This window comes from Phenylobacterium sp. (assembly GCF_041913825.1).
In the GTDB taxonomy this organism is placed as follows: Bacteria; Pseudomonadota; Alphaproteobacteria; order Caulobacterales; family Caulobacteraceae; genus Phenylobacterium.
Window position 1 is genome coordinate 125,027 of sequence record NZ_JAYSEO010000008.1, and the last position, 11,701, is coordinate 136,727.

Below are 11,701 nucleotides of genomic sequence, written 5' to 3' on the forward strand. Positions count from 1 at the left end.
ACGCGGCGGCCGCCCGTTGCGGAAGAATGGACAAAAGAAAAGGGCCGCCCCGAAGGGCGGCCCTCCAACTTCCGTCTGAGCCGAAGCTTAGACGATGTTGCCGAAGTCGATGTCGGCGAGCGTGCGGCCCACGAGGACCACCGCGTCGTCAGCGTCGTCGTCAAGGTCGTCGGTATCGACGAACACCACCACATCGCCGCCCACTTGCACGGCCACGTAGTCGATCTGGCCGGCATCCAACTGAGCGTTGGCGAGAGACTGAGCCGCTTCGTAGCTCGCGGCCGAAGTCTCCAGGTAGGTGTTGATCGTCGCAGCCGTCAGGCCGGCACCACCGCTGAAGGACAGCGAGTCGCCGGACTGCCAGTCACGGATCTGGTCGAGTTGACCAGGGGTCACACCCGAGTCCGCGGTGACGAAGTTGAACGTGTCGTTGCCCGCGCCGCCGAACAGGAAGTCGGTGCCCGTGCCGCCGGTGATGTCGTCATCACCAGCGCCACCGTTGACGGTGTCGTTGCCGGTGCCGCTGAGCACCAGGTCGTCGCCGTCTTCGGCGTTGATGGTGTCATTGCCGTCAGCGGTGCGGATGTCGTCGTCGCCAGCGCCCGCGTTAACCACGTCATTGCCGGACGCGCCGGTGATGGTGTCGGCCCCGCCGAGGGTGGTGATGTTGTCGTTACCGTCGCCACCAGCCACGGAGTTGTCGCCCGCGCCAGCCGCCACGGTGTCGTTGCCGTCACCGCCCGTGATCGTGTCATCGCCCGAGCCGGCGGTCACATTGTCGTTACCGGCGCCGGAGGTGACGACGTTGTCGCCTTCGCCCGCGTCGATGATGTCGTTGCCCGTGCCGGAGGTGATGATGTCGTTCCCGGAGCCGCCCGACACGTTGTTGTTGCCGTTGGCCGCCGCAATCGTGTCGTTGCCGTCTTCACCCACGAGGGTGTCGTTGCCGTCACCGCTCGAGATGTTGTCGTTGCCGGCGTTGCCGTTCAGGTAGTCGTTGCCGCCCAGCGTGGACACCAGGGTGTCGTTGCCTTGGCCGCCGAACAGCGAGTCGTTGCCGATGTTGGCCGCGCTCACGGTGTCGTTGCCGGCGTTGCCGTGCAGCCAGTGCGACGAGGTGCCGGCAGCCGCCGAACCCGTGGCCACGATCGTGTCGGCGCCGTCGCCGCCCAGAGCGGTGTTGGTGCCGGTGCTGGTGATGGTGAAGGTGTCGTTGCCTTCGCCGCCGTCGATCGAGTTGTTGCCACCCGAGTCGATCAGGGTGTCGTTGCCGCCTTCACCGAGGATGGTGTCGTTGCCGTCACCGCCGCTAATGGTGTCGTTGTCGCGGTTGCCGTTCAGGAAGTCGGCGCCCGAGCCGCCGACGAGCGAGTCATCGCCCTGGCCGCCGTAGATGAAGTTCGCCGAGGTGCTGGTCGCCGCGGTGACGGTGTCGCCGCCGATGTTGCCCTGACCGAAGTTCGCGCCCGTGCCGAGATCGATCCGGTCGGCGTCCTGGCCACCGTAGACGGTGTCCGAACCGCCGCCGGCGTCGACCGTGTCAGCGCCGGCGTTGCCTTGCACGACGTCGTTGCCGCCGCCAGCCGAGAGGCTGTCGTTGCCGCCGCCGCCGTAGAGCGCGTCGTTGGTCGCGCCGCCAGCTTCGTTGTCAGCACCGGCATCGCCGATCCACAGGGTGGAGGCGTCCGGGAACACGAAATCGCTTTCGTCGTAGATGCCGGTGCCGAAGGTCACCGAACGGCCCGTCAGCGACGAGGTGATGGTGACGGTCGCGCCCTGAGTGGCGGTCGCGGCGTTGTAGACCACCGAGGTGGTGCGAGCGGATTCGCCCGCGGTCGAGAAGACGACGCGGTCGGTCGGCGCGTAGTTCGCCGCCTGGTCCGCAGTGATCGTCTCAAAGAAGTAAACTGCCATAGATCTCTCCAGTCTGTGTCACACGGACCCCCGGCACGCCTGACCCCCATCCCCGATGGAGCAGTCCCGGCGGTCCATTACCCCAAGCGCCACAACACAGTTGCGGCGAAGGTTAAACGAGCCCGAGGGAAGACGTATCGGAAGAGGGCCAGATGCGCAACTGCAAAACGCCCGCCGGAAACGTCCCCCCAAGCGTGTCGCGCGCGCGCAACTATTCCTCTCGGAACGCCTGATTCAGAGTGTCCGTGATCGGCGAAATCAGGAAGCCCATCACCGTGCGTTCGCCGGTCACGATCGAGGCCATGGCGGGCATGCCGGGCTGCAGGGTCGCCCCCCGCAGATGGGCCAGGTCCTTCGGCTCGATTCGCATGTCCACCCGGTAGAAGGCCGCCCCGGTCTCCGGATTGGTGATCCGGTCGGCGGAGACCACCGTCACCTTGGCGGGCAGCGGATCCTGCCAGCGCTGGTTCACGCCGGTGAGTCGGACGATGCCCTCCATCCCGACACGGACGTTGTCCACGTCCTCGGGCCGGATCATCGCGGTGACCACCATCGGGGCGTTGGCCGGCACCACGTCCATCAGCACCTCGCCCCCGCCGGCGACGCCGCCGACCGTGAACTGGGTGAGGTTGAAGACGTAGCCATCCACCGGCGAGCGGACGACGGTCGATTCGAGCGTCTGGCGCGCCGTCGTCAGGCGTGGGGCCACGTCGGCCAGCTTGGTCTGGGTGTCGCGCAGCCCCTCGGCCGCCTGGCTCTGGCGCTCTTCGCGGATGCTGGCGAGCTGCATCCGCGTCTCGCCCATCTGCTGGCGCAGGCGGGCGATGTCGGCGAGCAGCGACCCGCGGCGGCCGTTCAACTCCGCCAGGGTGCGCTCGTAGCGCAGGATCAGCGTCTTGGGCGCATAGCCCTTCTCGTGAAGGGTGCGATAGCCGCGAAGCTCCTCCTCCGTGAGCCGCTTCTGCTCCTCGACGGAATCCACCTGCGCCTGCTGACCCTGGATCTGAGTCTCGATCTGCTCCAGGCGCTGCTGCAGCACCGCGGCCTGGCTCTGGAAGAGCTGCAGGCGGGTGGCGAACAGGAATTCCTGGTCGCGGATCAGGGTCGCGACCCGCGGGTCGGCGCTGCGGGCGGTGAGCTCCGCAGGGAACGCCAGGCTCGCCCGGTCCATCGCCTCGGCGACGAAGCGGGCGTTCTGGGCGAGCAGGGCGTCATACTGGTTCTGGAACACGTCGACCGCGGCGCGCGGCTCCACGTCGCTGAAGGTCAGCAGCGGCTGTCCGGCGCGCACGAACTGGCCCTCGCGCACCAGGATCTGGCGGACCGTGCCGCCCTCGCGGTGACGGAGCGTCTTACGGTTCGACTCGACGCGCACCTCGGCCGGTGCGCTGACCGCGATCGGGAGCTTGGTGACCGAGGCCCAGGCGCCCAGGCCGATCACCAGCGCGCCGATGACGCCGCCGCCCACCAGCATCGGCCGGCGCATCCGCTGGCGCAGGCCCGGGTCCATGGGGCCCTTGTCGTCGCCCCCGAAGGAGGGGGCCACATAGGTCGATCGGACCGGCCCGAGATCTAGCTTCATCGACCCGCCTCCACCGCCCGGACCTCGCCGGCGGGCTTCATCAGGCGCGCCATGACCTGGTCACGGGGCCCGAACAGCTCCACGCGACCGTCGCGGAGCACCAGCATCTTGTCGGCCGAGCGGAACACGCCCGGCTTGTGCGAGATGATCACCACCGTGGCCTTGTTGGCCTTCATGGTGTCGATGGCGCGCATCAGCGCCTCTTCGCCCTCGGCGTCGAGGCTGGCGTTCGGCTCGTCCAGCACCACGAAGGCGGGATCGCCCAGCATGGCGCGGGCCAGGCCCACGCGTTGCCGCTGGCCGGCGGACAGGATCACGCCGCCCTCGCCCACCTCGGTGTCGTAGCCCTTCGGCATCCGCAGGATCAGTTCGTGCACGCCGGCCATCTGGGCCGCGCGGACGACCTCCTCATCGGTCACGTCGTCGCGGAAGCGGGCGATGTTGTTGCGGATCGTCCCGGCGAACAGCTCGGTGTCCTGCGGCAGATAGCCCACGTGGCGACCGAAGTCGGCGCGCTCCCAGGTGAAGACGTCGGCGCCGTCGAGGCGCACCGCGCCGTTGATTGGCTTCCAGATCCCCACGAGCAGGCGGGCCAGCGTGGACTTGCCGGCGCCGGACGGGCCGATCACGCCCAGCACGTCGCCGGGCTCGAGGCCGAAGTTGATGTTGCCGAGCACCAGCTTCTGCGCGCCGGGCGGGGCGAAGTTCACGCCTTCGACGCCGAGCTTGCCGGTGGGCCGCGGCAGGGTGGTGGAGAGCTGCGGCGGCTCGGCCTTGGCCAGCATGGCGTTCAGCCGCTCGTGCGAGCGCACCATGTTGTTCAGCGGCTCCCAGGCGCCGACGATCTTCTCGATCGGCTGCAGCGCGCGGCTCGCCAGGATCATGTTGGCGAACAGCATGCCGGAATGGATCTGGCCCTTCATGATCAGGTAGGCGCCGATGGCGATGATCACGACCTGGATCGCCATCCGCACCGACTTGATGATGTCGGTGAACATGTTCGAGTGCTCGGCCGCGACCGCGCCGCGCTCGATGGTCACCGCCCGGTGGCCCGCCCAGGCGCGGCCGAGGGTCGGCAGCATGCCCATGGCCCGGACGACCTCGCTGTTGCGGAGCGCCGCCTCGGTGAAGGCGTAGCTCTTCAGGGCCGCATCCGTGGCCTCCTTCATCGGCGGGTGCGTGGCCTTCTGCTGCCAGATGGCGAGGCCCAGCAGCACGAAGGCGCCCAGCAGGGTCACCGCGCCCACGAGCGGGTCGATCAGGAACAGCACGGCGAGGAAGACGGGGATCCAGGGCACGTCGAAGAACACCGCCGCCCCGATGCCCGTGAGCGTCTGGCGGAAGGTGTCGAGGTCGCGCAGCGCCTGGGAGCGCGCGTTCGGCTCGCCGCGCACAGCGGCCTCGAACAGGCCCGAGAACAGGCGTCCGGACACCCGCTGGTCCAGCGCGACCCCGTAGTTGATCAGGATGCGCGCCCGGAAATCGTCGATCGCGCCGGAGACGGCGAACACGAACAGCGTCACCAGGGTCAGAGCCCAGAGGGTCGCCTGGCTGTGGCTCGTCATCACCCGCCCATAGATCTGGAAGGTGTAGAGCGGCAGCGCCAGGTAGAGGATGTTCGAGAAGAAGCTGAAGATCGCCGCGATGAACAGCGGATGCTTGCCGTCCTTCAATGCGCTGGTCAGCACATTGTCCGGGAGGTCCCTCAGGAAGGTGAAGATCTTCATGCGCCGCGCCGCCGTCCGTCCTGCCGCCCAAGATAGCCTAAAGGTGGCTTAATTGCGGTGAATGCGGAGGGCTCTAGACCACCCGCTTCTCGCCCGGAACGCCCGGAGCGGCGCGACAGATGCTTCCGGCCCCTACTTATGTCAATGGCGGGGGCCGGCCCCGCCGCCGGCATGGGACGCAACGCCTCAGGAGTACGGATGTCCAGAGTGGCGATCATCGGCAGTTGCATCACGCGCGACCTCTGGCCGGTGCGCGGCGACGGGCTGGAGGACCTGCTCTACATCTCCCGCACCAGCTTCCCGAGCCTCGTCTCCGAGCCCGTCCAGGGCTTCGAGCCCGCGCCCGCACCGCCCGAACCGCTCCGCCAGCACCAGCATCGAGCCCTGCTGGACGACGTCCTCAAGACCGCCCTCGCCAGGCTCGTCGCCTTCCGGCCCACCCATCTGATCTTCGACTTCATCGACGAGCGTTTCGATCTGCTCGCCGCCCGCGGCGCGCTGGTGACCCGGAGCTGGGAGCTGGAGGTCAGCGGCTACCTGTCGCAGCCGGCGTTCGAACGCGCCCGGCGGATCCCGCGTCTGTCGGCGGCCTGCGAGCAAATGTGGTTCGAGGCGGTGGGCGAGTTCGCCGCCCTCGTCCGGGCGACGCCGCTGTCGACCGCGCGGCTGATCCTGCACAGCGCGCGCTGGGCCGGCGTCCGCCGCGACGCCGAGGGCGTGGAGCGGCCGGTACCGGGCGTGGAGATCCTCGCCGGGGACTGGGGCGAGCTGTCGGTCCACAACGCGCTGCTGGCCCGTTACGAGGCGGCGTTCCGCGCGGTGATGCCGCCGATCTCGACCGTGGCCGCGCCTGCGCAGCGGATCGCAGACGAGACCCACCAGTGGGGCTACAGCCCCTTTCACTACGTTCCCGACTACTACGCGGAGATCTGGCGCCAGCTCCACGGCCTGGGCGTCAGCGCCCTCGCCGCGCCCAGTGCTCCAGCGGCGTGAGGCCGGTGCGCGCCAGCTCCGGGTTCGCGGCCAGGTAGGCGGCGGTCGGGAAACCCGGCCGCGCCTCGCTGATCGCCCAGGCGCCGCCACGCAGGTAGTCGAGCAGCGGATCGGCGCCGGGCGCGAGGTCGGCGCCCCGCTGGGCGGCGTAGTGCGGGATGTCGAACCAGGGGCTCGGATTGCGGCCCTCCGCAGCGCCGGCCGCCACGTAATGGGTCAGCGGCTCGCTGCCCGCGGCGGCGATGTCCGGGTTCTGCGCCAGGTACCAGGCGGGATCGAACAGCGGGTGGGGCGACAGGCCCGCCCGCCAACCGTCCGTGAGATAGTGCAGCAGCGGCGCGCCCGGCGGCAGGTCCGGCGATTGCGCCGCATACCAGGCGGGATCGAACAGCGGGTGCGGCGACAGCCCGGCCTTCCACCCAGAGCGCAGGTAGTGGATCGCAGGGTCCTCGCCCGGCGCCAGCTCCGGCTCCTGGGCCAGGTAGTGGGCGACGTCGAACAGCGGGTGCGGGTTGGCGCCCCGCCCCGCCCCCAGGCGGACGAAGTGCTCGAGCGGCGTGACGCGCATCTCCGCGATCTCGCCGGCGTGCTGCGCCCCGTACCAGCCCGAAAGGAACAGCGGGTGCGGCGAGCGGCCTGCGGCCGCCCCGCCGGTCAGATAATCCACCAGCGGCGGCAGCGAGGTCTCGGCCCCATAGGTCTCCAGGTACCAGTCCTGCAGCACCGGCGCGGGCGGCTGGAGCCCAGGGTCCCGGCCATCCCGCACATAGTCGGCGATGCGCCGGCGTTCGGCCTCGCCCTGCCCTCGCCACAGACCCGAGCGGGCGATGAGCCGAGCCCGGCCGCTGGCGCCGCGCCACGTGAGCAGGCGCCCGACCGCGCGCTCCAGCCGGGTCAGTCCCCGGAGCTCCGGCGGCGCGCCGTCGCGGAGGCGCGCCAGCGCTTGGCGCCGCAGGCGGGCCTCGACCTCGGCTCGGCCTCTCAGCGCCTCCGTGAGGGCGAGGGTCAGTTCGCTGCGGGTGACCGCCTCGCGGACCTGCACCTGCTGGCCCAGCGCGCCGATCGCCTTCAGGTCGGCGATGCGGGCGGCGATCGCGTCCACCCTGGCGATCACGCCGGCGACGGCGGGGTCCTCGTCTGGAGCTGCTGCGGCCAAGTCTCCGGGCGCGGAAAACCGCCGCCCCTCCCCTAGTTCGATGCCGTTGTCTCGGACCCCGTCACGGCCCTGTCAAGCAGCGGCGCTGGGACCCTCACGCGCCAGCCAGGCCTGGTACCCCGCCGGGCCGGAAACGAACGGGTCGGGGAAGGCGGCCTGCAGGTCCGCCCGCTCGCGGTAGAGTTCCCGGTGCGCCTTTTCGATCGGCGCGCCGTCCTGATAGGCGCCGAAGGCCCAGTAACGCTCGGGGATCGCCGGGTCCGTGCCGGCCGCCACCTCACGGCGGTACCAGTGCCAGATCTCGTAGACCGGGAAGTTCGCGCCGGCGTAACGCTTGGTCATGATGTCGGCCGTGGCGCCGAGCTTGGTGAAATGCCAGAAGCGCAGCGGCTGGCCATTGACGGTGATCGCCCCGTCCTTGCCCACCGCGACCTCGCGGGTGCTGAGGTTCCAGCTCGCCACGTTGTAGCCCGGGTCGCGCAGCACCTTCACCTTGTCGAAGAGCGCCGGCACATGGTCGCACCAGCGCTGGTCCACGAACAGGCCCGCGGGAATGTCGTCGTAGCAGTAGGACAGCAGCCGGTCGTTCCACCACTTCGCGAAGCGGGCGCCCTCGCCCGTGGTGCGGATCGCCACGAAGCCCAAATTGAAGATCCCCGTCCGCGACGCCGAGAGGTCGTTGTCGAGGATCGCCATCGGCTGGTCGTTGGGCTCGATCAGGTGCGGCGTCAGGACGATGTCGTGGCTCTCCAGCAGCTCGACCAGCGGATCGAGGCTGGCCAGCAGCGCGGTGTCCGGATCGAGATAGATCACCGCGTCGCCCCCGGAGGCGCAGGCCTGGTGGATGAACGGCCCCTTCACGGCCGTGCACACCTCGACCACGTCATGCTTGAAGAGCCAGCTCCGGTAGTCGGGAATGCCGAGCTCGTGGGCCCAGACCACCCGGTCGAACGGCTCGTCCGGGGCCCGAAAGACGAACCCTGGCGGCGGCTCGTCGGTGATCAGCGCCACCAGCTCCCACTCGGGGTGGAAGCGGCGCAGGGTCCGGAACAGCACGCGGGCGCGGTTCAGGTAGGAGAAGGTGAAGCTGGAGTAGCAGAGGACCTTCACCGGCCGGCCTCCTGCGTCATCAGGTCCACCGAGAGCGCGCTGAACTCGAGGTCGTAGAGCTGCGCGTCGCGGCGCGCGCGGGCCAGGTCGAGGATCCGGCCGCTCTCCAGGGCCTCGGCCAGCGCCGCCTCGTCGTCCAGCACCCAGCCGTGGCCGCCCTCGCGCACGAAGGCCTGGACGTTGCCGGTGTCGGGATTGGTGACGATGGCGCAGCCCGCCGCCACCGTCTCGTAGGCGGTGAAGGAGAAAGTCTCGCGGCACAGCGGCCAGACCAGCACTGCGTCCACCTCCAGGGCCTCCAGCGTCTGCTGCATCAGCCGGGGCTGCTCGTCCGTCACGCGCACCTCGTGGAACGAGAGCGGCAGGCCGCCCGGCGTCTTGGCGCCGAGGTGCAGGAACTCGTAGCGATCGTCGCCCTCGTGCTTCAGCACCAGCTCGCGGAAGATCGACCAGCCCTTGTGGGCGACGGTGTGGCCCACGTAGGCCAGCCGGAACGGGCGGTCGCGACGCGGCGCCGGCGCCGGCCCGCGTGGCAGCAGGCGCGCATGCGGCAGCACCCGCTCACCCAGGGCCGGATGGTTCCAGCTCGCCTTCCAGAACTCGAGGGTGGCGCGGGCGGGCGCCACGACCGTCAGGTCGAGCCGGTTGAACAGCCGCTCGTGCTCCACGAGGTGGCGGCGGCGGTACGGGAGATAGAGGCAGATCGAGCAGGCGGCGCTGTCCGGCGCCGGCGCGCCGCAGTCCTGCACGTCGTTACGCAGCAGGTGAAAGCCCGCGCAGAGGCTGGCGAAGTCGTGCAGCCAGAACGAGCCGGCTCTCAAGCCGACAGCGCCGAGGATCGCCGCCACCTCGTCGGCCGTGTGGCCGAGCAGGCTGTGGATGGCGAAGGTGCGCCGCCCCGGCGCGACCGCCCCGGCCGCCCCGCGCAGGGTCTCGACGATCGCCTCCGGCCGGAAATGGCCCACCAGGCGGCCGTTCCAGAGCACGCCGAGCAGGCTCTCGTCGGCGGCCTGGCGCACCACCGGCCAGGGACCCGGTGGGAACACGTGCAGGTGGTCGCGGCCGAGGTCGGCGATGCGAGCGCTCTCGCGCTGCAGGCAGAGCTGCACGCCGCCGGTGTTGGCGGTGAAGTCGTCGTGGCTGAAGGTCACGTGCAGATCGGCCAGCCCGCTCCGCGACTTCGCCAGCGCCTTCGCCAGGACCGACGCCGGCCGGGCCTTCACCGTCGCGGCGACGTTGAGCGCATGCTCCACGCGCGCCGTCATCGGGCGTTGCTCGCGCAGGATGTCGTACCGGAAGCCCAGCTCCTGCCGCGGCGCCATGCCGAGCCCACGGCCGACGCCGAGGTAGTGGACGAACGGGTTGATCCCGGCCTCGGCGACATCCGGATAGGCGTCCTGGTAGTCGCGGATCGAGAATCGCGGCGTCGGATCGCGGCCCTCGCGCCAACCGAACAGCAGGAAGTGGTCGAGCGGGTCGCCGCCGGCCGCCGCCACGTCCGGATAGGCGGCCATGTAGTAGTCGGCATCGAATTCCGGCCCGACCAGCTCGCGCTGCTCGAGATGGATGCGCTGGGCCTCGGCGGCGCGGCCGTCGTCGAGCACGATGGGCTCCGGCTCGCGCAGCTCCGGCGGCTCGACGGCGTTCCAGGCGGGCGCCGCGCCCAGCCGCACGGCGGCCCGCGCCCAGGCGCCGGCGTGGACCGAAGGCGGGGCCTCGCGGCCCTCGCGGCGGCCGACGCTCAGGTAGTGGTGCAGCGGCTCCTGCAGACGCTCGGCGACGTCCGGATTCGCCTCCAGGTAGGCGCGCGTGGAGAACCAGGGCGCCGGGTCGCGGCCCTCACGCCAGCCGAAGTTCAGGTAGTGCCGCAGGAGGTCGGCGTCGAGCGATGCGAGGTCCGGATAGGCCGCCCGGTAGAAGGCGCCGTCGAACGCCGTGGAGACGACCCGGTAGACCTCATCCTCTTGGGCCATGACGGCCATGCGGCGTATTTTCCCTTCGCGGCGGCGCGGGCTTGTGTGCAACAGAAGGTCCTCACGGGCAACCGCCGCCCCGCGCTTGCGACGGATGGCGGCGGCCTCTACAGCCCAGGCGCGCCGCCGCGGATTCGAGGATGACCACGCAGGACCTGCCGGACAACGCCCGCCCGACCGCCGCCCGCCGGACGGCCTACCTCGTGCTGGGCATGCACCGCTCCGGCACCTCGGCGACGACCCAACTGCTGGCCGCCGCAGGCGCGCAGTTGCCCGAGCACGTGATGCCGGGCGACGAGCACAACGCCAAGGGCTACTTCGAGCCCTGGAAGATCGCCATCCTCAATGACGAGCGCCTGCGGGCGGTCGGCTCGGCCTGGGACGACACCTTCGCCTTCCCGTACCGCCCGCTGCCGCGCAAGGACGAGCGCGCCTGGTTGACCCGCGCCACCGAGCTGTTCGACAGCGAGTACCGCTACGCCCGCTTCCCCCTGCTGAAGGACCCACGCGTCAGCGTCCTGATGCCGTTCTGGCGCACCGTGCTGGAGGACCTCGGCCTGGGCGTGCGCGCGGTGATCCCGGTCCGCCACCCGCTGGCGGTGGCGGGCTCCCTCGCCCGGCGCGACAACTTCGCGGTCGAGAAGTCCCTGCTCGTCTGGACCAGCTACATGCTGGCGGCCGAGGCCTACACCCGCGATCTGCCGCGCGCCTTCGTGAGCTACGACGGCCTGCTCGCCGATTGGCGAACCGAGGTGGCCAAGATCGAGGCCGCCCACGGCGCGCCGCTGCCCCATCTCACCGAGCGCAGCGCCCGCGAGATCGACGTCTTCCTGTCGCCCGAGCTGCGCCACAACCAGGCCCGCGGCGACTTGGCGGGCCACGGTTGGGCCGGAGACCTCACCGCCCGCGTGCTCGCCTGGTTCGAGACCGCCGCCCTCCGCCAGGCGCCGGAGACCGCCCTCCTGGACGAAGCCGCCGCCGAGCTGGGCCGCTGGCGGGAGCAGGTGGGGCCACTGGTCTCGCCGATGACCTCCGACTTCGACGTCGCCCGCGCCGACCTGCGCCACCAGCGGGCGGTGGAGGCCGTGCTGCGCAAGACCCACGCCCGCGAGCGGGCCGAGATGGAAGCCGCGTGGCGCAGCGACGTGGTCCGTCTGGAGATGGAGCTGGACGCCATGCGCCGCCGCTGGGCGGAGCTGGCGCACCGGCTCGATTCCCTGCTCGCCGAGAGCTGAGCGGCGCCGCC

At 70.6% G+C, this 11,701-nt stretch carries 8 protein-coding genes; 2 read left to right on the forward strand and 6 right to left on the reverse strand.

The window, feature by feature from the left end; genetic code table 11:
* Positions 1-87: 87 nt before the first annotated feature.
* The 3 genes from ACE3Q8_RS08495 to ACE3Q8_RS08505 all read right to left on the reverse strand — a co-directional run bounded on the left by ACE3Q8_RS08495 (position 88) and on the right by ACE3Q8_RS08505 (position 5,223).
* Positions 88-1,914 (reverse strand): calcium-binding protein, encoded by a 1,827-nt coding sequence (locus ACE3Q8_RS08495; RefSeq protein WP_374469833.1) that lies wholly within the window; start codon positions 1,912-1,914, stop codon positions 88-90.
* Between the two features lie 211 nt (positions 1,915-2,125).
* Positions 2,126-3,496, reverse strand: coding sequence for an HlyD family type I secretion periplasmic adaptor subunit (locus ACE3Q8_RS08500; protein WP_374469834.1), 1,371 nt, complete (start codon positions 3,494-3,496; stop codon positions 2,126-2,128).
* Positions 3,493-5,223 carry a type I secretion system permease/ATPase gene (locus ACE3Q8_RS08505; protein WP_374469835.1) on the reverse strand — a complete coding sequence of 577 codons (1,731 nt, stop codon included), beginning with the start codon at positions 5,221-5,223 and terminating at the stop codon, positions 3,493-3,495. The genes ACE3Q8_RS08500 and ACE3Q8_RS08505 overlap by 4 nt, the downstream gene beginning before the upstream one ends.
* A 198-nt stretch (positions 5,224-5,421) precedes the next feature.
* On the opposite strand from ACE3Q8_RS08505, the gene ACE3Q8_RS08510 reads away from it, so the two are divergent.
* Positions 5,422-6,216 carry a DUF6270 domain-containing protein gene (locus tag ACE3Q8_RS08510; RefSeq protein ID WP_374469836.1) on the forward strand — a complete coding sequence of 265 codons (795 nt, stop codon included), beginning with the start codon at positions 5,422-5,424 and terminating at the stop codon, positions 6,214-6,216.
* Here ACE3Q8_RS08510 and ACE3Q8_RS08515 read toward each other — a convergent pair.
* The 3 genes from ACE3Q8_RS08515 to ACE3Q8_RS08525 all read right to left on the reverse strand — a co-directional run bounded on the left by ACE3Q8_RS08515 (position 6,179) and on the right by ACE3Q8_RS08525 (position 10,455).
* Positions 6,179-7,372, reverse strand: a complete 1,194-nt coding sequence (locus ACE3Q8_RS08515) for a hypothetical protein (protein WP_374469837.1) — start codon at positions 7,370-7,372, stop codon at positions 6,179-6,181. The genes ACE3Q8_RS08510 and ACE3Q8_RS08515 overlap by 38 nt on opposite strands.
* A 72-nt stretch (positions 7,373-7,444) precedes the next feature.
* On the reverse strand, positions 7,445-8,482 hold the full coding sequence (locus ACE3Q8_RS08520; RefSeq protein WP_374469838.1) for a hypothetical protein: 1,038 nt from the start codon (positions 8,480-8,482) through the stop codon (positions 7,445-7,447).
* Positions 8,479-10,455, reverse strand: coding sequence for a glycosyltransferase (locus ACE3Q8_RS08525; RefSeq protein ID WP_374469839.1), 1,977 nt, complete (start codon positions 10,453-10,455; stop codon positions 8,479-8,481). Before ACE3Q8_RS08525 ends, ACE3Q8_RS08520 begins: the two co-directional genes overlap by 4 nt.
* Positions 10,456-10,595: 140 nt before the next feature.
* Here ACE3Q8_RS08525 and ACE3Q8_RS08530 point away from each other — a divergent pair, with 140 nt between their 5' ends.
* Positions 10,596-11,690, forward strand: coding sequence for a sulfotransferase family protein (locus tag ACE3Q8_RS08530; protein ID WP_374469840.1), 1,095 nt, complete (start codon positions 10,596-10,598; stop codon positions 11,688-11,690).
* Positions 11,691-11,701 lie beyond the last annotated feature (11 nt).